17 protein-coding genes and 2 tRNA genes are annotated in these 22,782 nt (G+C 57.7%); 8 read left to right on the plus strand and 11 right to left on the minus strand.

The features are described 5' to 3' along the window. Positions 1 to 56: 56 nt before the first annotated feature. From E5J99_RS09365 to E5J99_RS09385, 5 genes are all read right to left on the minus strand, one after another. Positions 57 to 929: a glycosyltransferase family protein gene (locus E5J99_RS09365; RefSeq protein WP_135497464.1), complete on the minus strand. Its 873-nt coding sequence runs from the start codon at positions 927 to 929 to the stop codon at positions 57 to 59. Positions 930 to 1,029: 100 nt separating this feature from the next. Then, on the minus strand, positions 1,030 to 2,100 hold the full coding sequence (locus E5J99_RS09370) for a M42 family metallopeptidase (RefSeq protein WP_135497465.1): 1,071 nt from the start codon (positions 2,098 to 2,100) through the stop codon (positions 1,030 to 1,032). 129 nt (positions 2,101 to 2,229) lie between these two features. Then, positions 2,230 to 3,798, minus strand: a complete 1,569-nt coding sequence (locus E5J99_RS09375; RefSeq protein ID WP_135497466.1) for an acyl-CoA carboxylase subunit beta — start codon at positions 3,796 to 3,798, stop codon at positions 2,230 to 2,232. A 322-nt stretch (positions 3,799 to 4,120) separates the two neighbouring features. Further along, entirely contained in the window at positions 4,121 to 6,721 is a 2,601-nt protein-coding gene (locus E5J99_RS09380; protein WP_135497467.1) for an ATP-dependent Clp protease ATP-binding subunit, read from the minus strand. A 122-nt stretch (positions 6,722 to 6,843) separates the two neighbouring features. Then, the gene (locus E5J99_RS09385; RefSeq protein WP_245318838.1) at positions 6,844 to 7,464 is read right to left on the minus strand and encodes a WbqC family protein; all 621 of its coding nucleotides are present in this window, start codon (positions 7,462 to 7,464) and stop codon (positions 6,844 to 6,846) included. A 191-nt stretch (positions 7,465 to 7,655) separates the two neighbouring features. Here E5J99_RS09385 and E5J99_RS09390 point away from each other — a divergent pair, with 191 nt between their 5' ends. Beyond that, a complete protein-coding gene (locus tag E5J99_RS09390) occupies positions 7,656 to 8,528 on the plus strand; it encodes a hypothetical protein (RefSeq protein ID WP_135497468.1) in 873 nt (290 codons plus the stop codon). After that, positions 8,525 to 9,418 carry a lysophospholipid acyltransferase family protein gene (locus E5J99_RS09395; RefSeq protein ID WP_167852053.1) on the plus strand — a complete coding sequence of 298 codons (894 nt, stop codon included), beginning with the start codon at positions 8,525 to 8,527 and terminating at the stop codon, positions 9,416 to 9,418. Before E5J99_RS09390 ends, E5J99_RS09395 begins: the two co-directional genes overlap by 4 nt. Before the next feature lie 97 nt (positions 9,419 to 9,515). Here E5J99_RS09395 and E5J99_RS09400 read toward each other — a convergent pair whose 3' ends face one another. Then, positions 9,516 to 10,145, minus strand: coding sequence for an L-threonylcarbamoyladenylate synthase (locus E5J99_RS09400; RefSeq protein WP_135497469.1), 630 nt, complete (start codon positions 10,143 to 10,145; stop codon positions 9,516 to 9,518). 193 nt (positions 10,146 to 10,338) lie between these two features. After that, entirely contained in the window at positions 10,339 to 11,364 is a 1,026-nt protein-coding gene (locus E5J99_RS09405) for a T9SS type A sorting domain-containing protein (RefSeq protein WP_135497470.1), read from the minus strand. A 447-nt stretch (positions 11,365 to 11,811) separates the two neighbouring features. On the opposite strand from E5J99_RS09405, the gene mltG reads away from it, so the two are divergent. The 6 genes from mltG to E5J99_RS09435 all read left to right on the plus strand — a co-directional run bounded on the left by mltG (position 11,812) and on the right by E5J99_RS09435 (position 17,709). After that, entirely contained in the window at positions 11,812 to 12,885 is a 1,074-nt protein-coding gene (gene mltG / locus E5J99_RS09410; RefSeq protein ID WP_135497471.1) for an endolytic transglycosylase MltG, read from the plus strand. A 50-nt stretch (positions 12,886 to 12,935) separates the two neighbouring features. Beyond that, positions 12,936 to 13,451, plus strand: coding sequence for an acyl-CoA thioesterase (locus E5J99_RS09415; RefSeq protein ID WP_135497472.1), 516 nt, complete (start codon positions 12,936 to 12,938; stop codon positions 13,449 to 13,451). 14 nt (positions 13,452 to 13,465) lie between these two features. Further along, the gene (locus tag E5J99_RS09420) at positions 13,466 to 14,401 is read left to right on the plus strand and encodes a YihY/virulence factor BrkB family protein (protein ID WP_245318840.1); all 936 of its coding nucleotides are present in this window, start codon (positions 13,466 to 13,468) and stop codon (positions 14,399 to 14,401) included. Positions 14,402 to 14,561: 160 nt separating this feature from the next. Next, positions 14,562 to 14,648: transfer RNA gene (locus E5J99_RS09425), tRNA-Ser, on the plus strand. 65 nt (positions 14,649 to 14,713) lie between these two features. Then, a tRNA-Ser gene (locus E5J99_RS09430) sits at positions 14,714 to 14,798 on the plus strand. Positions 14,799 to 15,138: 340 nt separating this feature from the next. Beyond that, entirely contained in the window at positions 15,139 to 17,709 is a 2,571-nt protein-coding gene (locus E5J99_RS09435) for a T9SS type A sorting domain-containing protein (protein ID WP_135497474.1), read from the plus strand. Between the two features lie 53 nt (positions 17,710 to 17,762). On the opposite strand, the gene E5J99_RS09440 is transcribed toward E5J99_RS09435, so the two are convergent. From E5J99_RS09440 to pcaF, 4 genes are all read right to left on the minus strand, one after another. Next, positions 17,763 to 18,536 carry an enoyl-CoA hydratase/isomerase family protein gene (locus E5J99_RS09440; protein WP_135497475.1) on the minus strand — a complete coding sequence of 258 codons (774 nt, stop codon included), beginning with the start codon at positions 18,534 to 18,536 and terminating at the stop codon, positions 17,763 to 17,765. 116 nt (positions 18,537 to 18,652) lie between these two features. Then, positions 18,653 to 20,707 (minus strand): phenylacetic acid degradation bifunctional protein PaaZ, encoded by a 2,055-nt coding sequence (gene paaZ, locus E5J99_RS09445; protein WP_135497476.1) that lies wholly within the window; start codon positions 20,705 to 20,707, stop codon positions 18,653 to 18,655. Between the two features lie 271 nt (positions 20,708 to 20,978). Beyond that, positions 20,979 to 21,575, minus strand: coding sequence for an acyltransferase (locus tag E5J99_RS09450; protein WP_135497477.1), 597 nt, complete (start codon positions 21,573 to 21,575; stop codon positions 20,979 to 20,981). Beyond that, positions 21,572 to 22,777 carry a 3-oxoadipyl-CoA thiolase gene (gene pcaF / locus E5J99_RS09455; protein ID WP_135497478.1) on the minus strand — a complete coding sequence of 402 codons (1,206 nt, stop codon included), beginning with the start codon at positions 22,775 to 22,777 and terminating at the stop codon, positions 21,572 to 21,574. Before pcaF ends, E5J99_RS09450 begins: the two co-directional genes overlap by 4 nt. Positions 22,778 to 22,782 lie beyond the last annotated feature (5 nt).

A 22,782-nucleotide genomic window follows, 5' to 3' on the forward strand; every position in this document is an offset into this window, starting at 1 on the left:
CTGAATGAAAGGCAGGTCCAAGAGCGGAGGATTAACAGGAGTGGGGGTAGCGCTACCTAGAGCAGCTTATAGTTTTTAAACTCAAATAGCCGCTTGCCAGTCTGCTTTTCAACCCAGTATAGAAGTTTGTTTTTAAACGAGAAGCGCTTCTGCGCGACGTCGATGGCCACCTGCCAGTTCAGGCGGGCAATGCGCGACTTCATCACGCCGGGATGCGTACCGGTGAATTTCTCCAGCGAGTCGAAGTCGTCGAAGTTGAATACTTCCGTGGTGGCCAGAGGCTGCTCTTCTGGCGGCAGGTCGCCGTGCCAAAACTGGTTGATGTGCTTCATTTTCTGCAGCATCTGTTTCGGGTTTTTTACCCAGCCATAATGATACACGAAGGCGTCGGCCGGTTGTACGCGCAGCTTTTCGCCGTTGCGCCGAAACCCTTGGGCATCTTTGAAAGCCGTGATGGTTTTGTCGTTGCGAATCAGCCGCACCTCGTGCCCGTACCAGCGCCGGGAGTCGCCCACGTAGTCGAAGGTGCCGTAGAAGTGCAGATACTTAAACAAGAGGCCCTCCACCCGCTCGTCGGTGAGGTAGCGCTGGGCCGCCGCCCGAATAGCCGCGTGGTACTGCTCATGCACTACTTCATCGGCCTGAATATAAAATGCCCAGTCGGCATCGGGCGAAATTTGCCGGAAGGCCTTGTCGGTTTCAATAGCCAACACGTGGCCGCCCTTGCGCAGCGCCGGGTCCCAGGTCGAGTGCACGATGCGCAGCTTGGGCGAATTGATAGAGCGAATCAGCTCTTCCGTGCCGTCGTCGCTGTCCCCGATGCTGACCACCATTTCATCCACCACGGGCAGAATAGACGCAATGGCCTCCACCACCGGGTAGTCATTAAGAACCGCGTTTCGAACAATCGTGAAGCCGGAAATTTTCATGGGCAAGGTGAAGCAAGAAGAGGCACGGTACAGAAACGCATGGCCGGCATTGCCCGAAAGCAAGCCAGCCATGCGTTTCTATTAGCGGCCAAAGATAGGCTTAGCTGAAGTAGCGGAAATCGTGGTTGTCTTCGATGCGCAACAGCGTTTCGTAGATCAGCTTGGTCACGTTGTCCACGTCGTCGGCATGCACAGTTTCTACGGTTGTGTGCATGTATTTGAGAGGAAGCGAGATAAGTGCCGAGGCCACGCCCGAGCCCGAGTAGGCAAACGCATCCGTATCGGTGCCGGTGGCGCGGGTAGCCGCTGCCCGCTGAAACGGAATGTCGGCTTCCTGCGCGGTCCGGATAATGAGGTCGCGCAGGTTGTTCTGCACGGCGGGCCCGTAGGTGATTACCGGCCCTTTGCCGCAATGCAAGTCGCCAGCCGTCTTTTTTTCATACATCGGCGACTGTGTGTCGTGGGTCACATCGGTGATGATGGCCACGTTGGGGTTGATACGGTGCGCAACCATTTCCGCTCCGCGCAAACCGATTTCCTCCTGCACCGCATTCACGATATAGAGGCCGAATGGCAATTTCTTGCCGTTTTCCTGCAGCATGCGGGCCACTTCCGCAATCATGAAGCCGCCCACGCGGTTGTCGAGCGCCCGGCCTACGTAAAACTTCTCGTTCATCACCATGAACTCGTCCTCGAAGGTGACGACCGAGCCCACATGCACGCCCATCGCCTCTACTTCCTTCTGGGAAGAGGCGCCGCAATCCAGGAAAATCGTTTCAATGGTTGGCGCTTTGTCCTGCTCCACCTTGCGGACATGGATGGCGGGCCACCCAAATACGGCTTTTACCACCCCTTTATCGGTGTGAATGTTTACCCGTTTGGAAGGGGCTACCAAGGCATCCGAACCACCATTGCGGCGCAGATAGATATAGCCTTCCTTGGTGATATAATTAACGAAATAGCTGATTTCGTCGGCGTGGGCTTCAATAACGACCTTATAGGCAGCTTCCGGATTGATAACACCGACGACCGTACCATAGGTGTCCACAAAGTACTCGTCGATGTAGGGCTTTATATAGTCAAGCCAAATCTTCTGGCCTTCTTTCTCGAAACCGGTCGGTGAGGCATTATTCAGGTACTTCTCTAAGAAGTCAAAGCTCGCTGTACGCATGGATAATAGAGACAAGCCGCACTACGCGCGGATGAAAAGTTAGACCTGTCCCACTACTATGAGATGCGTGAGGCATGCCATAGTAGCGGGGCAGGGCAGTTACGATATTAGGGTTAAAATCGATTTAATCTACAGCGGAATATTTCCGTGTTTCTTGCGTGGTAGTACATCCACTTTGTTTTCCAGCATCTTAAAGGCCCGAATTAGTTTCTGACGGGTCCAGGAAGGCAGAATCACTTCATCTACAAACCCACGATGGGCTGCCCGATACGGCGTGGCAAACTTCTGCTGGTATTCGTCCACCTTCTCCGCCAGCTTGGCCTCAGGGTCGGCCGCGGCCGCAATTTCACGCTTGAAAATAATTTCGGCGGCACCCTTCGCACCCATTACTGCAATTTCGGCCGTGGGCCAGGCGTAGTTCATGTCGGCCCCGATATGCTTGGAGTTCATCACGTCGTACGCGCCGCCATAGGCCTTGCGGGTAATCACGGTGATGCGCGGCACGGTGGCTTCACAGAAAGCGTAGAGCAGCTTGGCCCCGTTGGTAATGATGCCGCGCCACTCTTGGTCGGTGCCGGGCAAGAAGCCAGGCACGTCTTCCAGCACCAGCAGCGGAATATTGAAAGAGTCGCAGAAACGCACGAAACGGGCCGCTTTCGTCGAGGCGTTAATATCGAGCACGCCCGCCAGCACCGCCGGCTGGTTGCCCACAATGCCGATGCTGCGGCCGCCCAAGCGGGCAAAGCCGACCACGATATTCTCGGCGAAATTCTGGTGTACTTCCAGGAAGGAGCCCGCGTCGATAATACCTTCAATCACTTCCCGGATGTCGTAGGGCTGGTTTGGGTTTTCGGGAATAATGGTATCCAGCACCGGCCGCGACTCATCCCCGGCGGCGGTGTAGGGCAGGGCAGGAGCCGTTTCCTCGCAGTTCTGGGGCATGTAGCTCAACAGGGCCTTCAACTGGTTGATGCAGGCTACCTCGTTGGCGCAGCTAAAGTGCGTCACGCCGCTTTTAGCCGAGTGCGTGCTGGCTCCGCCCAACTCTTCGCTGGTCACGGTTTCGTGGGTCACGGTTTTCACCACGTTTGGGCCCGTCACGAACATGTAGCTCGTGTTTTCGACCATCAGGATAAAGTCCGTAATGGCGGGCGAATACACCGCGCCACCGGCGCAGGGCCCCATAATGGCCGACAGTTGCGGCACCACACCCGAGGCCAGGGTGTTCTTATAGAAAATGTCGGCATAGCCACCCAAGCTCACCACACCCTCCTGAATCCGGGCCCCGCCCGAGTCGTTGAGGCCAATAACGGGCGCACCGTTTTTCATGGCGAGGTCCATGATTTTCACGATTTTCTCGGCGTGCGTTTCCGACAAGGAGCCGCCAAACACCGTGAAGTCCTGCGAGAAAATATATACCAAACGGCCGTTCACCGTGCCATATCCCGTCACCACGCCGTCGCCGAGGTAATATTCCTTATCCAGACCGAAGTCTTTGGAGCGGTGCATCACGAATTTGCCGATTTCCTCAAACGAGCCTTCGTCCATCAGCAAGTCTACCCGCTCCCGGGCCGACAGCTTGCCTTTGGCGTGTTGGGCGTCGATGCGGGCCTGGCCGCCGCCGAGCAGCGCCTCCTGATTTTTGCGGTCGAGGATTTCTAGTTTGCTTAGTTGGGCTTCAGCGTGCGGATCGGACATTCGAGGAAACTGGTGGGGTGAGTAATGAAGTCAAAGGTAACGTAAGAGCGCAAAAAAAGCCGCACCAGATTATGCCATCAAGTTGAAGCGGTTCAGGAAGTGGGTATAATTAATTCAGAACGTCATGCCTGATCTGGCGTACGCTTGTCGAAGCATCTCTACCGCTTCGTAGAATAGCTCTAATGAAGCGGTAAAGATGCTTCGACTTCGCTCAGCATGACGTTCGACAGACTTTCTAAATAGCTTTATTATAAGATAGAATGCATCAAAAATAAAAAAGCCAGCCCTTCTCAGGACTGGCTTTTTCTTTTCTCCAAGCAGACTACTTGCCCTTCTCATTGTCCGGCGACTCCGGAGCCTCTTCAGGCCGTTCGTCGCTGGCAAGATTGGTCGCCTCGCCGCTCTTGCTCACAGCGAACACCAACTCTTCAGCGCCTTCCGTGAAGTCGGCGGTGATAACGTCGCCCTGTGCGATTTCCGCTTTCAGGATTTCCTCCGCAATCGGATCTTCGACATACTTCTGGATAGCCCGGTTCAGCGGCCGTGCGCCGTATTTGGGGTCGTAGCCTTTCTCCGCCACGAAGTCCTTGGCGGCCTCGGTCAGCTCTACCTTGTAACCCAGCGATTGAATGCGCGAAAGCAGCTTGGCCAGCGAGATGTCGATAATCTTGTGGATATCCTTCTTGTCAAGGGAATTGAAGACGATAACGTCATCCAGGCGGTTGAGAAACTCGGGCGAGAAGGTTTTCCGCAGGGCATTGGTAATGGTGCCTTTGGTAATCTCGTCCATGTTCTCGTTCCGCGTCTTGGTGCCGAAACCAATACCCGCCCCGAAGTCCGCCAAGTCACGTGCTCCAATGTTGGAGGTCATGATGATGATGGTATTCCGGAAGTCCACCTTACGGCCCAAACCGTCGGTCAGGATACCGTCGTCGAGTACCTGCAGGAGCAGGTTATACACGTCGGGGTGCGCCTTTTCAATCTCGTCGAGCAGAATAACCGAGTAAGGCTTGCGGCGGATTTTCTCCGTCAGCTGGCCACCTTCTTCGTAGCCTACGTAGCCGGGAGGTGCTCCCACCAGGCGCGATACACTGAATTTCTCCATGTATTCGCTCATGTCTACGCGTACCAGGGCGTCTTCTTTGTCGAACAGATAGGTAGCCAAGACCTTGGCTAACTCTGTCTTACCTACGCCCGTTGGGCCAAGGAATACGAACGAACCAATGGGCTTCTTGGGGTCCTTCAAGCCCACGCGGGTGCGCTGAATGGCTTTCACCAGCTGCTTGATGGCTTTGTCCTGACCAATTACGCGGCCCTGAAGCTCTTCGCCCATATTGAGCAGCTTCTGGCTTTCGTTCTGGGCCACGCGGCTCACAGGAATCCCGGTCATCATGGCAATTACCTCGGCCACGTTTTCCTCCTTCACTGTGTAGCGCTTCTTCTTGGTCTCGTCCTCCCAATTCTTTTTGGCAGTGTCGAGCTGCTCCAAGAGTTTCTTCTCCTTGTCGCGGAGCTGGGCGGCTTCTTCGTACTTCTGCGACTTCACCACGCGGTTTTTCTCCGTCTTAATATTCTCGATGCTCTCTTCGAGCTTGAGAATATCCTCGGGCACCACAATGTTATTGATGTGCACACGCGCGCCAGCCTCATCGAGAATATCGATGGCCTTATCGGGCAGGAACCGGTCACTCATGTAGCGGTCCGACAGCTTTACGCAGGCCTCAATGGCCTTGTCGGTGTACACGACGTGGTGGTGGTCCTGGTATTTGTCTTTGATGTTATGCAGAATTTCGATGGTTTCCTCCGGCGTGGTGGGGTCCACCATTACCATCTGGAAACGACGGGCCAAAGCACCATCTTTCTCGATATACTGCCGATACTCGTCCAGCGTAGTAGCACCGATGCATTGAATCTCGCCGCGGGCCAATGCTGGCTTGAACATGTTGGAGGCATCGAGCGAGCCCGAAGCGCCGCCGGCCCCCACAATGGTGTGGAGCTCGTCGATGAACAAGATAACGTCAGGAGACTTCTCCAGCTCGTTCATCACAGCCTTCATTCGCTCCTCAAACTGGCCCCGATACTTGGTGCCAGCAACGAGGGAAGCAAGGTCGAGCGTAACGACGCGCTTACCGAACAGCACGCGCGACACCTTTTTCTGGATGATGCGCAGGGCCAGGCCTTCGGCAATAGCCGTTTTACCAACACCAGGCTCCCCAATCAGAATCGGGTTGTTCTTTTTGCGGCGCGACAGAATTTGGGCAACCCGCTCAATTTCCTTCTCACGGCCCACGATGGGGTCGAGCTTGTCGTCTTCGGCCAGCTTGGTCAGGTCGCGGCCAAAGTTGTCGAGAACGGGCGTGCGCGACTTCTCACCGGGCTTTTTGGCGGCCGAGCTGCTGCCCGAAGCGCCCCGGCCGGCGCTGCCGCCAAAGAGCTTGTCGTTGTCGTCGTCGTCAGTGTCGGGGGCGCGGTCGGTGGGGGCAGTGTTGCCATGATAGTCCAGCGAGTCGCGAACGGCTTCGTAGTTCACGTTGAATTTGCTGAGAATTTGGGACGAAATATTGTCTTCATCGCGCAAAATCGAAAGCAGCAGATGCTCTGTGCCAATGATTTCACTCTTAAAGATTTTGGCCTCCAGGTAGGTGATCTTGAGGACTTTCTCGGTCTGTTTGGTCAGCGGGATGGAGCCGGTGATGCTCGTGCCCTGCGTGGCCGTATTGCGAGTAGCCTGCTCGAGGGCGTACTTCAGCTCTTCTACCGATACGCCCAATTTCTTGAGCAAACCAATAGCAGTGCCTTCCCCTTCGCGAATCATGCCTAGTAATAGGTGTTCGGTACCGATATAGTCGTGACCGAGCCGGATGGCCTCTTCCCGGCTCAAGGATATTACTTCCTTGACTCGATTTGAGAATTTAGCTTCCATGCAGATAAGTAATGAAGAAAAACGGTGTTCCGCAAGCCAACGTTTGGCAGCTGGAAGCGGTTTGGGCCGATATAACCTGAAAACAGGTAAGTACGGGCGAAGGTTCGGCGGCGACAAGTGCACTACGCAAGAAAACTGCCGGCGGCCGGGCCCTGCATAAAAAGCAGGTCTAAGATGCTGAGGCCCGGTACAAAATCTTTACCAAACGTCTGCATATAGGGCTGGACCGACTTCCTGTCAGGTTCGGCTCCACCAACGGCTTTCGGTGTCAGGCAGTCGCGCCGGTCGAGCACGGCTGCAGGAGCATAACGGGGATGATATTCGGTGGTGAACTCCACGGGAGTCCGCAACCGCAGGCAGCGCAGATACAACTGCAAAAAGGCCAGATTCAGGTCGAACAGCAACGAGTGCTTCTGTACGTAAATATCGTGCAGGTAGTCGGCGTAATATTCAAAGTACGGCGTGCCGCCATAAGCGGTTTGCAGGCTGCGCCAGTGCTGATGCACCCAGTTTTGGCGGTAGTCGATTTCGATGGCCGAAGTGCTGATCTTTTCGCTGCGGTTGCCATCGATTACGGGCACTGTTAGCGGTTTTACGCCCTGGGCCGTTAAGATCAGGCAGCGGTTACGGTACGTTTGCTTGTGGTAATGGTCGTGACGCTCCAGCCAGAGCGCATCGGTGCCGGCCAGCTCGGCGAAGAAGGCGGCCGGCGGATTGTATTGAGATTCGAACAGGACGGGCACGGAGAGGTACGTAAGATGTAGGCCGGAGCCAGCCAATAGGCAGCTCGCTACAGATGAAAAAAGCCAGACACAGCCACAGCTCGTCGGCGGCCGCAAGAAACGGAATCTATTTTTCTGGTCTGAACCATTACCTTGCCCAAAGCGCTTCTCCCGGCTGAGGCTATTGCTTATTAACCCGCCAAACTGACACTATGCGTTTCTGCTTTCTGGTACTGGCGCTGCTAACCGCAAGCCCGGTGGTGGCGGCTACCCCGCCGCAGCTGTTGCTCGACGTCGCCCGCTTCCGCAACGAGGATATTGCTGTGAAAGGCGCGGTAGTGGAATTGTATGCCACTGTGCCCGGTCAGTCGCTAACCTATAAGCGGCGCGCGCCTAAAATATTTCAGGCGGCGGCCAGTGTGACGCTGGAAATAATCCGGGAAGATGGCTCGGCCGCGTATCAGGAAACTATTACGCTGAAGCCCCCGGTGCTGAGCGACACTTCAATTAGCCTCAAAAACCCCGTCAGCTTCCAGAAGCGCATCGTGCTGCCCGACGGCAAGTACACACTGCGCGGCCAAGTGCGCGACCAGTACCGGGCCGGCCAGAACAATGTGATAGAACAGCCCCTGCTAATAGAGTCGTCGGGTAAAACACTGGCGCTGAGTGATATTGTGTTGCTGGCCCGGCCAGCCTCAAAATCACCGGAGCAAAGTAACTTTGCGCGCGGCGGCTTCAGCCTGACCCGCACCCCAGGCGGGCACTATGGCCGTGGAGCCGACCGGGTATTTTTCTACGCGGAGCTTTACAACATAAAAGCCGACCAGGTGGTGCAGCTGCGGTATCGGCTGCGCCTGGATGCCGACAAGAAAGACGCCTTGATGACTACTGTACCCATTCGGGGGCTGGCTGGCCAGAATACGCCCGTGCTAGGAAACCTGGACATGGGCAAGCTGCCCGCCGGCAACTACACGCTGACCGTGGAAGCCCGCGACACTAAAAACAAAGTTCTCTTTTCCCACCACACGCCCCTGCACCGCAATACGACCGACTATGCCCCGGCCGGCGTCGTAGCTCCCCGATGAATACGAATACCACCCGAGACTATTCCTGGCGCTACCGGCTCCTGGAATGGCTGTTGCTGGGCCTGGCCCAACTACCGTTTGCCATTCTGTATGCTGTGGCCGACGGTTTTTATGTCCTGTTAAACTACGTCATCCGGTACCGGGAAAAAGTGGTGCTGGAGAATCTGCGCAATTCCTTTCCGGAGAAGTCAGCGCTGGAGATTCAGCAGATTCGGAAGGATTTCTACCGCCACTTCTCCCAGGTATTGGTAGAAACCCTGAAGCTGGCGGCCATGACGGATGCGGAGCTGCGCCGTCGGGTTGTTATCCGCAATCCGGAGCTGCTTTCCGGCCCTTTCGCCGAGGGCCGCACGGTGCTGGCGCTCGGCTCGCACGCGGGCAACTGGGAATGGATTCTGCCCTCCGGCGCGCTGGAGTTTCCGGGGCGGGCCTACGGCGTATACAAGCCCTTGTCCAACTCTTTTTTCGAGGATTTCCTGTACCGGCTGCGCACTCGTAGCGGCGCGAAGCTCATTCCGATGCGGGATACGCTGCGGGACCTGATTCGGCGGCGGGGCGAAGGCCGGGCCATGAGCATGCTCACCGATCAGGCGGCCGGGCCCGAAGACCGACCGTACTGGACCACTTTTCTCAACCAGGAAACCAGCTTCTATACCAGCGCCGACCGCTTGGCAGCTCAGTTCAACTGCCCGGTGGTGTACGTCAACATTCAGCGCGTGAAGCGTGGTTACTATGACCTGATCATTGAGCCGTTGCACGATGGTACTACTCCGCTGGACAAAGAGGCTTTCGTGCTGACGGAGGCCTTCGCCCGCCATCTGGAAAAGAGCGTACAGGCCGCGCCTGCCGCTTATCTGTGGACGCACCGCCGCTGGAAACACAAGCGGTAAGCTCATGTAAGAGGCAAAAGTGAAAGAGGAGGCCTGCAATTGTGACTGCGCAATCCGCGCAGTCACAATTGCAGGCCTCCTCTTTCACTTTTGCCTCTTACAAATACTGCTCAATGTCGCCGGCTCCTTGCCGAACGATGTCGAAATCCTCATTGGTACAGTCGACTACGGTGCTGGCGATGTTGTTGCCGTAGCCGCCATCGATAACCAGATCTACCAAGGAGCGGTATTTCTCGAAAATAAGATCTGGATCGGTGGTGTATTCCAGCAACTCGTCATCGTCGCGCACGGAGGTGCTGACAATGGGGTTGCCCAACTCACGGACCAAGCCCAAGCAAATACTATGGTCGGGTACCCGAATGCCGACCGTTTTGCGCTTCACCCCGCCGTATTTGGGCGCTTTGGGGCTGGCTTCGAAAATAAACGTGAATGGCCCCGGCAGGGCTTTCTTTAAGACCTTATATACGGGTGTAGTGATGCCGTTGGCATAATCGGTGATGTGCGAGAGGTCGGAGCAGATGAAGGATAAGTTGGCCTTATCGGGGTGAATTCCTTTGATCCGGCACAGCTTCTCCACTGCTTTTGCATTGTGAATATCGCAGCCCAGGCCGTAGATAGTATCGGTAGGATAGATAATGACGCCGCCTTTCCGGAGCACTTCCACCGCTTGCAGCAATCGGTTCTGGGGTGGGTTTTCGGGGTGAATGCGGAGCAGCGTGGCGGCCATAGGAAGAACGTGAAGAGTGAAAAAAACAAGAACGCCGGCCGGCGTTTGGATCGGGACAAGGTACTAGCTGCGGTACACAACTACCACTCATTCGCACATTCTGTGTGTAGGGTTACTGCCTATCGGTTAAAAAAGACATAAAAAAAGCCCCGACCACACGGGTCAGGGCTTTTTCTACAGCTATTCTGAAAGCTTATTGTTTCACGAACGAGCGGGTAGCGCTGCCGCCGGCAGTGGTGAACCGCACGGTGTATACGCCAGCCTGCAGGGCCGATACGTCGAGCGTAAGCTCTGCCTGCGTAGCCGTAGCCTGACGCACGCGCTGGCCCAGGGCGTTGAAGATTTCAACGGAAGCCCCTACGCCATCCTTGCCTACACTCAGGGTGAGGCGGTTGGTGGCTGGGTTCGGGAATACGTTCAGCGCGTTCTGCAACGCCTGGTTCTGGTTCGACAGCGTGGTGGCGCCGGTAGCCAGCGAGAAGTTATCGACGGCGTGCAGGCCATCGGAGCCAATGTCGTCGTTGTCTCTCCAACGAATCCACATCGTGCCGTTGTTGGGCCAGTTGAGCGTAGCCACGCCGCCAATGAAGCGTGAGTTGACGGCCGCATTGCCATCCAAAGCACCGGCAGTGGTCGTAGCCGTTGCCAGTTCGATCAGGTCAAGGCTGGTGACCGGCGTCCAGGTAGCAGTAGTGCCACTGTTCAGATTGGTAGCGTCGAGGCTGTATTCGAATACCACTCTTTCGTTGGTGGAAGCGCTGCTGCCCGAACGCCACTGCTCGTTGCGAGCGGTCATGGACACGCGCGTGATGGCGGCACCACTCTTGTTCACGAACACAGCACCGTAAGCGGGAACAGTGCTGCCGGAGCCTATGGAGCCTATCGCACGGTCGTCTACAGCGGGGGTACCGTCAGGAGCGCCAGCGTTGTATACGGCACCGGAGCTGCTGGCATCCGTTACGACAACCAGCGGCAGGAACTCGTTGAGGACAGCCGTGGTGTTGGTGGCAGACCGGCCGTAGCGCAGACCTGTCCAGCCGTCGGGGTAGGTAGTGCCAGCTGGTGTCAAGCCATCAAAATTCTGGGTGTAAATGGCCGTGCCGCCGGTGATGTTGATGGGAGTAGGAGCCTGAGCCTGGGCCGACAGCGAGAAGCCGAGGAGAAGTGCCGCAACCGGCAAGCCGCGCAGACGCGCGAGAGTGGGAGTAAAGAGTGCCACGATAGACAGTTGGAAAAAGGTGAAACGTTGAGGAAAGGGAGAACTGTGAAACGACAGGTTAGGGTATGTAGCCGAAATCCGAGCACAAGATAAGCAAAGGAAAAGGCTTGGAAAGCGGCGCGGTTCCGGGCAGCAACCTAAAAGTGGGATAATGAGCTGCAACCCTCAAATTTCGTGTCGATTGACCTGATGTTACCATTACGTTACGCCGGCTTATGCACCTCAACTCACAGAGCTGATGAAGAAAATGACCGAAAAATGCAGAACCATTCTTGCCAACGGCAAACCCGATAAACAGGCTAAACTATATACCAGCCTTACACAAGCAAACTGGTAGAACAGCGGATAAGCCGTACTTTTACCGTCGCACGCTCAGATCCTGTTTTTGAGGGTATCAAGCTGCTCTTATCTCTGCTTTTTCGGTACTCTGTCTGCCTTTCGTTTCCAATGACCAAACCCCGCATCGACTACAAAGCCATAGCGCTTCGCCGCCGCAACCGCTTCTCCTACACGGTGGGCGTGCTGGGCCTGATCTTCATCACGTTTTTCTATTATTTCTACCAGGTCTTTTTCACGGCCAACGTCGAGACCAAAGGCCAGTCGATGTACGTGCTGGTGCGCCGAGGCCAAACGGCCAAATCGGTGCTCGACTCTATTGACCGCTCCGGGGCCATCGTCGATAAGCTGTCTTTGCACTTCGTGGCCCGGCTGATGAAATATGACAAGCTGGTGAAGCCCGGCCGCTACGAGCTGAAAGACGGCTATACCAACCGGGAGCTTATCTCCGATCTGCGGGCGGGCCGCCAGTCGCCGCTGAAGCTGACGTTTCAGAATATCCGGTTGCGCGACGAATTGGCCCGCAAGCTCAGCACGGCCATCGATACGCGTCCCAACCAGTTCGATTCGCTGCTGAGCAGCCCCCGCTACACCCGCAGCCTGGGTTTCGACACGACCAGTATCCTGGGCATGTTTATTCCAAATACCTACGAGCTGTACTGGAACTCTTCGGCCGATAACCTCATGCAACGCATGAAAAAGGAGTATGAGAAGTTCTGGACGCCGGCCCGGGACGCCAAGCGCGAAAAGTTTGGCCTCACGCGTGCGCAGGTCAGCACCCTGGCCAGCATCGTGGAAGCCGAGCAGCAGCAGCACGCCGACGAGCGGCCCCGCGTGGCGGGCGTCTACCTCAACCGCCTCAAGCGGGGCATGAAGCTGCAAGCCGACCCCACAGTGGTGTACGCCAACGGCGACTTCGGCATTAAGCGCGTCTTGAACGTACATCTGCAAAAAGACTCGCCCTACAACACCTACAAATACGCTGGTCTGCCGCCCGGCCCCATCAACCTGCCCAGCATTGCCAGTATTGATGCCGTATTGAACCCGGAACAGCACAACTACCTGTATTTCTGCGCCAAAGAAGATTTCAGCGGCTACCACGCTTTTGCGGCCAATGAAGCTGGCCATCTGGTAAATGCCCGCCGCTATCAGGCGGCGCTGAGTCGGGCCGGGATTATGAAATAACAGAACTTCGGGCTGTGGCTTGCGCCGCGTTACTCTAATTTATTCAACCTATGTACTCTTCCGACACCCAGATCCGTGTGCGCTACGCCGAAACCGACCAGATGGGCTACGTGTACCATGGCAACTACGCGGCGTATTTCGAAGTAGCCCGCACCGAGGCGTTTCGCCAGCTCGGCATCCGGTATAAAGACCTGGAAGCCGATGGCGTGGGCATGCCGGTAGGGGAGATACGGACCCGTTTCCGCCGACCCGCCCGCTACGACGACCTGCTCACGGTGCGCCTGCTGCTGAAGCAGCCTGCCGAAGGCTCGCGGGTGCTATTCGAGTACGAAATCTACAACGAGGCCAAAGAGCTGCTCACCGAAGGCCACACGCTGATGGTGTTTGTGAGTACGGCTACTGGTCGCCCGGTCCCGATTCCGGCCGAGATTCAGAACAAGCTGGCCCCGTATTTCAGCGACGACGAGCTGGCCGGGCCCATGACGCCCGCGGCGCAGAAGCTGCCCTCGGAAGCTCCGGCTGCTGCCGCTTTCATTCCCAACAAGCCCGCCCACCCAACCGAGTAGCTATGGCAATGCGCATGCCCGTCCGCCGCTACCACCTGCCCGACGTGCGTCGCCGCCGTTCCTACCGCAAGTTCATCGTGTGGCTCAAGCAGCTGCATATTGCCCACGGCCGCGCTTCGGTCTACGATGTCGTCGACCGGATGATTCAGGAGCTGAAGCTGGACAGCATCACCAAGCGGGCCAGCTACATGGCCTTCAACTTCACGGTGGCCCTGTTCCCGACCATCATCTTCCTGTTCACCCTGATTCCCTACATTCCGGTTCCGAACCTGAATATTGACATCCTACAGTTTCTGAGCGACCTGATACCGCGCGAAATGTATGTGGCCGTGTCGGGCACGATTGAGGACATCGTGAACATTCCGCACGGGGGACTGCTGTCGTTCGGTTTTCTGGCGGCGCTGGTGCTCAGTTCCAACGGGCTAATGGCGCTGCTGGATGCCTTCGAGAAGAAATATCCCTCGTTTAAGCGCCGCACCTACCTGCGCAAGCGCGTGATTGCCACCTTGCTGACGGTGGTATTATCGTCGGTGCTGCTACTGGCCATAGCCGGCATTTTCTTTGGCACCTATATTATCGATGCGCTGGTGTTTCACGAAATCGTACCCGAGCAGTTTACCAGTCAACTGATTTCTATTCTGAAATATGGATCGGTGGTCGGGCTGTTTTTGCTCACCACCTGCCTGGTATACTATTACGTGCCGCCCGTGCACGATAAGTGGCCTTTTTTGTCGGCTGGAGCCGTGGTGGCCACGCTGCTCATTTTCCTGGTTTCGTTTCTGTTTATTCTCTACGTCAAGATTTTCGACAGCTACAATCACTTCTATGGCTCCATCGGCACGCTGGTCGGTTTCATGGTGTGGCTCGACTTTGTGTGCATGACCCTGATTCTGGGCTTCGAAGTCAACGTGAGTATTGATGCCGTAACGGGCCGTCTTAAAACCCGGTAAGGCTTTCAGCAAGAACCAGTAAGGATACTACGGGCGCAGTAAAACCGTCGGTTGGTAGGGACTGAGCCGGAAGAAACGGCGAAAAAAACACGCTCAGGTATTGTTCACTAACAAATGCCTGTTAGTTTTGCCGTCCCGAAACCATTCACCGAATACCTATAGAGAGGTGGCAGAGTGGTCGAATGCGACGGATTCGAAATCCGTTATACCTGCAAGGGTATCGGGGGTTCGAATCCCCCCCTCTCTACTGTTTCTGGTTGCTTCAGGCGTGGGGCAACTCTTTTTACCCTACTACGCGTAGTACCCACAGCTAGAGAGCTGGCAGAGTGGTCGATTGCGGCGGTCTTGAAAACCGTTGAGGGTTAAACCTCCGGGGGTTCGAATCCCTCGCTCTCTACATTGCAAAAGGCCCGTTTCCAACCTGGAAACGGGCCTTTTGCGTTTTTATGTAATTTCTACAGTCGTAAAAAGGCTGTGTCGCTGTAATTTTGATGTTGTATTATTGAAATAATTAATATAAAAATATATATTAGAGCGTGGTACACCACTGGTAATCTTGTGTCAGAGTCTTGACGCCGCAGCGGCTAAGCAGAAGGGTAGCTCCCCGTTCCGGGGCAAGTTGTCAGCACATATTACCCAGATGTGGGTATTGTGCGCTGCTAGCAGGTGTTCTACTTTCAAGTAGTGGCCACCAGGAGCCGCGCCTATTCTATTCTTTCACTCTTTTTTTCTCTCCCATGAAAATAACAGCTACAGTGTGGTGGCAGGTTGCAGTAGTGGCCTGCCTGGCGTGTGGATCATTTTCGGTGACCCAGGCCCAGACGCTGGATCCCACGTTTCAGCCTACCGTGCTGAAAAACCCCATTACTACTGCCGATTTTCTTACCCGCGCTCTGGTGGTGCAGCCCGATGGCAAGGTTGTGGTGTCGGGTGCCTACGATTATCTCGATGGCGTAATAACCAGCACGGTACGTCGCTTAAATGCTGATGGCAGCCCTGATGCAGCCTTCCTAGCCAAAACCGGCCTGGGGCCCGATGTTAACTTTGCACAAGCCCTAGCCTTGCAGTCCGACGGCAAAATCTTGGCTGGTGGTGCCTTCGCCCACTACAATGGGGTGGTGACGGGCAGCTTGGCGCGGCTCAATGCCGACGGCAGTGTGGATAAGGGCTTCAACGCAGGTGGAACGGGCTTTTTTGGCGGAGCCGGGGGGAGCGTAATTCGTAGCCTGACCGTGCAGCCCGACGGTAAAATTCTGGTGGGCGGCGGCCTGACCGACTACAATGGTACTGCCGTCGGCAGCGTACTGCGCCTGAACCCCGATGGTACGCTAGACCCCAGCTTCGCCTTGGGTGCGGGCGGAATCACGAACGGCGCTAGTCTGGGGCGGGTGGATGCGCTACAGGTGCAAGCCGACGGCAAAATCGTTGTGGGCGGGCTCTTTTCTTCCGTCGCTGGTACCATCGTCGGCAATGTAGTGCGGCTCAATGCTAATGGCAGCCTAGACAATACCTTCGCTGTCGGATCGGGTTTCAACAACCAAGTACGGGCCCTTGCGCAGCAGCCCGATGGCAAGCTGCTCGTGGGCGGGCTCTTTACGCAACTCAATGGCCAGGCCAGCCCGAGCCTGATACGCCTGAATCTGAACGGTACGGTAGACAACACTTTCCTAGGCGCTACCTTATCTACGGGTGGTGGCGTATACCGGGTGCGCCTGCGAGCCGATGGTAGTCTGCTGGTGGCCGGGCAGTTTACGAGCTACAACGGCGTGGCCCGGGGTAGCATCGCCCGCCTGAGCGCCAACGGTACCCTGGATACGGGTTTTGCCCCGGGAGCCGGCGCCACGGTGGGCAGCACGGCCAATCTGGTGTATGACGTAGCCGACATTGCCGGCGGCCAGCTGCTGGCGGGCGGCCCTTTTCTGAGCTTCGATAACACGGTCCGTACCGGCTTGGTACGGCTTACCAGTATCGGCACTCTGGATGGCACCTACAACCCGGTGTATGAAAAGCGCGGTACCGTCGAGCGGGTGACGCCGCTGGCCGACGGCCGCCTTGTGGTGCAGGGCAACTTTACGAGCTTCAACGGTACGACCGTCACCAATGGCCGGCCGCATCTGCTGAACGCGGACGGTAGCTACAATTCCACTATCAATACCGCTGTTTTGGGTAGCCAGTTTGTGCAGCCCGATGGCCGTATCTACGTAGTAGGTAGCACCGGCACCAACACTGGCACCATCCGCCGCCTGCTCCCGGGGGGAAGTCTGGATGCCTCTTTCAGCGTGGTAAACCTGACTAGTGCTTTCGGAAATATAATAACCACCAATGTCAGGGAGCTAGCCAACGGACAAGTGCTTATCTATGGCTTCTTCGATACCGTAAATGGCCAGGCCCGGGCCAGACTAGCCCGATTAACCGCCTCCGGAGCTCTGGATGCCAGCTTCGTGCTCACGACTACGCCCTGGGAAACAAACCCTCCCAGCAATGTATTCCCTGTCGTTGACGGAGTACAGGAAAACGGCCAAATCCTTGTGCGCTGGTTCGATACCAACCGCGCCTATCTCACGCGCCTCAATACGGACGGCAGCACCGACAATTCCTTCTCGCTGGGTAGTGCGGGCGGCCCCACCAGCTTTTTCACGGCGTACGTGCTACGTGGCGGCAAGCTCCTGGTGTCGGGCAACTTTACCAGCTTCAACGGGCAGGCGGCTCCCAACGGCCTGGCGCGGCTGAATGCCAATGGTAGCCCGGATGCCACGTTTACCGCCGCCAAAGAAGCTGCTAACTCCGGGGTCGTACTCCAGCCCGACAGCCGCATTCTGCTTCTGAAGCGGGTGTTGGCTAACAATACGACGGAGCTTTCCCGCCTGAATGCCGATGGTAGCCTGGATGCCACGTTCCAGACGGTACAGGTGCCGGGTGGCTATTTCTCCGGTACCGGAGTCAACGGCATTGTTTTGCAGCCCCAGGATGGCAAGATTCTGCTGTTCGGGCCCTTCACCCGGGTCAATGGGCAGCAGCGGGTGGGGCTGGCGCGGCTCACCAATTCGTTGCTGACCTCCAACCGGAGCATGGCCGCAGTGCCGGTGCTGCAGGTGTTTCCGAACCCCGCGCACTCCGCCGCTACGCTTCAAACGGACTCCGGCCCTACGGCACGGGAGGCGCAGCTACTCGACCAGCTGGGCCGCCCGGTGCGCACTTTCCAGGTTCCGGCCCGCGCTACTTCGGCTACCCTGAACGTGCAGGGCTTGCCTGCTGGCCTCTACCTGCTGCGCTGCCAGGGTGCCACCCACAAGCTGATAGTTGAATAACAAGCTCTTGAGTAAGCATGGTGCCAGCTGGCAGATGCTAAGCCGGCTTCTTTTTAGCGGCTCTTAAACTGGCTAATGGCCTGGCGGGTAAAATCGGACAGCACCAGCCGGCCACTGATGGCGGCGCGTTGCGGGAGCAGCGTATCCCAGTGCTCGGTACCCTGCCAGCACACCTGCTTCAGCTCGGTCAGGGCCTCAGGGTTGTACTGAGCCAGCTTTTCGGCAAAGGTCTGCACGGCCTGGTCCAGCTCGGTGGTGGTAGCAAATATTTCGGCGTAGAGGCCCCGGTCTTTGGCCCATTCCGCCGAGCGGAACTCCGCCGCATCCAGCGCCAGCTGGGTGTAGGCCGCGTTACCGATTTTGCGCTCCACGGCCGGACCCACCACAAATGGCCCGATGCCGACGACCAGCTCGCTGAGCTTCACGGCGGCCTGGGTGGTGGCAAAGCAATAGTCGGTGGAGGCGGCCACGCCCACGCCGCCGCCGATGGCTTTGCCCTGCACCCGGCCGATGATGATTTTGGAGCAGGTGCGGCAGGCGTTAATCACTTTGGCGAAGCCGGAGAAAAACGCCAGGCCCTGGGCTTCGTCCTCAATGGCTATCAGCTCGTCGAAGCTGGCGCCGGCGCAGAAGGTCTTTTCGCCCTCACTACGCAGGATAATCACCTTCACGGCTGCATCCTGGCCGGCGGCGCTGATGGTGTTGGCCAGCTGGGTGAGCAAGGCACCGGGTAGGGAATTGTGGCTGGGGTGGAAAAAGCTGATGGTGCTAATGCCGTGGATATCGGTTGTGCGCTCGACTTTGCCAGCGGAGAGGGTATCGTTCATGGGGATTTTTATGAATCGGCTGTCATCCTGAGCTTGCGAAGAACCTTATGGAATACGAACGACTTACTCAAACGTGATAAGGTCCTTCGCAAGCTCAGGATGACAGGTGGTAGCTTCTATTCCTGGTCCTTCTTCTTCACCATCGTCAAAATCGTGGCCACGGCTACGGTTTCGCCCGTTTCGTCGCTCACATTCACCAGCCAGCGCACAATGCCTTTGGCCACATCCTCGGCGTCGCGCTTTTCCTGGCCGGTTTTCTCCTTCACCGTCAGCTGTACGCCGATGGTCATGCCGGGATACACGGGTTTAGTGAAGCGGCACTCGTCGAGGCCATAATTCAGCAGCACCGGGCCTTTGCGCGGGTCTACGAACATGCCGGCGGCCTTGCTCAGAATATAGTAGCCGTGGGCCACGCGGCCCGTAAAGAGCGTGCCTTCCAGGGAAGTCGCATCGACGTGGGCGTAGAAATTATCCCCCGACACCTGAGCAAAGCTAGTAATGTCGGCTTCCGTGACGGTGTGGCGGTGCGTGGTGTAGGTCTGCCCGATTTCCAACTCCTCGAAGTAGTGCTGAAACGGGTGCTTGTCGCGCTCAATCTGTTTGGCTTTGGGCTGATATACTTCCGTAATGGCCGTAATCATGCTGGGCGAGCCCTGAATGGCGACGCGCTGCATGAAGTGCTCTACGCCGCGCATACCGCCCATTTCCTGGCCGCCGCCGGCCCGGCCGGGGCCGCCGTGAATGAGCAGCGGCAGCGGTGAGCCGTGGCCGGTGCTTTCCTTGGCCACTTCCCCGTTGATGACCAGAATCCGGCCGTGGTGGGTGGCCGCGCCCAGCACAAAATCCTGGGCCGTGCGCGGGTCGTTGGTGGCCACCGAGCACACGAGCGAGCCTTTGCCCAGATTGGCCAGCGCAATGGCCTCGTCCAAGTCGTTGTAAGGCATCAGCGTGGCTACCGGCCCGAACGCCTCGATATCGTGGGTATCGGTAAACCTGAACGGCTCGGAATTCAGCAGCACGATGGGCGACATGAACGCGCCGGTTTCGCAGTTGGCCCCGATGACGGGCACGTTGTCCAGGTCGCCGTACACGATGGGCGTGTTCTTGGCCAGCTGGCGCACCTGCTCCCGCACTTTGCGCACCTGGTCCATGCCGGCCAAAGCGCCCATGCGCACGCCCTCGGCCTGCGGGTGGCCGATGGTGGTTTGGGCCAATGCTTTGCCCAGAGCAATCTGCACGTCTTCGAGCAGGTTTTCGGGCACAATTACGCGGCGGATGGCGGTGCATTTTTGCCCGGCTTTGGCCGTCATTTCCTTGCGGATTTCCTTGATGAACAGGTCGAATTCGGCCGTGCCGGGCACGCCGTCGGGGCCGAGCACGGCCGAGTTCAGCGAGTCGGCTTCCATGTTGAAAGGCACGGCTTCGGCGAGAATGCGCGGGTGGCCTTTCAGCTTGCGGCCCGTTTCGGCCGAGCCGGTAAAGGTGACGACATCCTGGTACGTAACGTGGTCGAGGATGCCGTGGCCGGTGCCGCACACGAGCTGCAACGCGCCTTCGGGCAATATTTTGGAGGCAATAATCTCGCGCACCACGGCTTCGGTGAGGTAGGCCGAGGGCACGGCGGGCTTCACAATAGCGGGCATGCCGGCCAGCAGGTTCACCGCAATCTTCTCCAGCATTCCCCAGATCGGGAAGTTGTAGGCATTGATGTGAATGGCTACGCCTTCCTTGGGCACCATGATGTGGTGGCCGATAAAGTTGCCGGCTTTCGACAGCGCAATCGGGTCCGACTCCACGTAAAACGGCTTGTCGGGAAATTTACGGCGCAAGGAGGCGTTGGCAAACAGGTTGCCGATGCCGCCCTCAATGTCAATCCAGCTGTCGGCGCGGGTGGCGCCGCTGCGGTAGCTGAGCGTGTAGAAATCCTCCTTTTTGCTGTCGAGGTGCAGGGCCAGGGCCTTGATCATGCGGCCCCGCTCGTGGAAGGTCATCTTGCGCAGCGCCTTATTGCCTTTCTGGCGGGCGTAGTCGAGCATGGCCGCGTAGTCGAGGCCTTCGCTGCTGGTGGTGGCAATCAGCTCGCCGGTGCTGGCATCAAGCAGCTCCTGGTGCTGGCCCGAGCCGGGCATCCAGCGGCCGAGGGCGTAGTTTTCGAGGGTGGGCGTTTTCATATCGGGAAAGGGTAGGAGAGGAGTAGATGTTGAATTTCAGGCGGTCATTCCGAGCTTGCCGAGGAATCTCGCGTGCTGATGTTGTTGAGAACAGAACGTCATGCTGAGCGTAGCAAAGCGAAGCCGAAGCATCTCTACCGCAGTGCTCTATTAAATGCCGTTGCGACGAAGCGGTAGAGATGCTTCGGCAAGCTCAGCATGACGGATTCTATTGCAATGTCAGCACGCGAGATTCCTCGGCAAGCTCGGAATGACGTTTTGGGCCAGGCGTTCAATCAGCTTTACGCTCAGCCCACGTCTGGTAGCCGGCTGTCTGCACCGGTCGGTCGGCGGGGATTTCGCGCAGCGGCTCGCAAGGCTGCAAAGTCGCGTGGCAGTCGGCGGGGAGCTGCATGTAAATCTGGGTGCCCTGGGTTTTCCAGGCCAGCATCTCGTCGGTTACCTGCCGGATGATTTTGTGCGGATTGCCGACCACCAGGCTGCGGGGCGGAATAATTTCGTCGGCTTTGATGAAGCTCAAAGCCCCAATCACGCACTCGTCGCCGATTTCGACTCTATCCATAATGACGGCATTCATGCCTACCAGCACGTTGCGGCCCACGGTAGCGCCGTGAATAATGGCTCCGTGGCCGATGTGGGCCATTTCGCGCAGCCGCGTGGTGGTGCCGGGAAACATATGCACGGTGCAGTTTTCCTGCACGTTGCAGTTGTCTTCGATGATAATCTGGCCCCAGTCGCCACGAATAGCGGCACCCGGCCCGATATACACGTTGCGGCCGATGAGGACGTTGCCGGTAACCGTGGCCTGCGGATGCACGAAAGCCGACTCGTGGACGACCGGAACGAAGCCGTTGAACGAGTAAATCATACCCGCTCGATGATGGCCGCGTAGCCCTGGCCCACGCCGATGCACATGGTTACCAACGCGTAGCGCTTGTTCTGCCGGTGCAGCTCCAGGGCGGCCGTGTTCAGGATGCGCGCCCCGCTCATGCCCAGCGGGTGGCCCAGGGCAATAGCGCCGCCGTTGGGGTTGATGCGCGGGTCGTTATCGGCCAGGCCAAACGCCCGGATGCAGGCCAGACTCTGGGCCGCAAACGCCTCGTTCAGCTCGATAATATCCATCTGATCCAGCGTCAAACCTGCTTTCTTCAACGCCTGCTGCGAAGCCGGCACCGGCCCGATGCCCATAATGCGCGGCTCGACGCCGGCCGCGCCCATCGAAACGATGCGGGCTTTGGGCGTAAGATTATGCTGCTTTAAACCTTCCTCAGAAGCAAACAGCAGGGCCGCCGCGCCGTCGTTCAGGCCCGAAGCGTTGCCGGCCGTGACGGTGCCGGTTTTGCTGAAGGACGGCCGCAGCTTGCCCAGCCCTTCGAGCGTAGTGCCGGCCTTGATGAACTCGTCCTGGTCGAATACCAGCGGCTCGCCCTTGCGCTGGGCAATGCTGACGGCCACTATTTCTTCGGCAAACCGGCCCCGCTGCCGGGCGGCGGCGGCTTTCTGCTGGGAGGCCAGGGCAAACTGGTCCTGGTCGGCGCGGCCGATGGTGTCGCGCTCAGCCAGGTTTTCGGCGGTTTCGCCCATGGCGTCGGTGCCGTAGAGCTCCTCCATACGGGGGTTGATGAAGCGCCAGCCGAAGCTGGAATCGTACATCTGCGCGTCGCGGCCGAAGGCGGTGCTGGCCTTGGAAATCACCAGCGGGCCCCGGGTCATGTTTTCCACCCCACCGGCCACGAACAGGTCGCCGTCGCCGCTCTGAATGGCGCGGGCGGCGGCAATGCTGGCCGAGAGGCCCGAGGCGCAGAGGCGGTTCACGGTTTCGCCGGGCACCGTGGCGGGCAGGCCGGCCAGCAGCAAAGCCATGCGGGCCACGTTGCGGTTGTCCTCGCCGGCCTGGTTGGCGCAGCCCAGTAGCACGTCGGCAATGGCAGCCGGGTCGGCGGTGGGGTTACGCCGGAGCAGCTCCCGGATAACCAGGGCCGCCATATCATCGGGCCGGACGGTGGCCAGGGTGCCGCCGAAGCTGCCGATGGGGGTGCGGATGCCGTCAACTAAATAGGCTTGTTTCACAGGGG

The sequence above is a fragment of the Hymenobacter elongatus genome (assembly GCF_004745955.1).
In the GTDB taxonomy this organism is placed as follows: Bacteria; Bacteroidota; Bacteroidia; order Cytophagales; family Hymenobacteraceae; genus Hymenobacter; species Hymenobacter elongatus.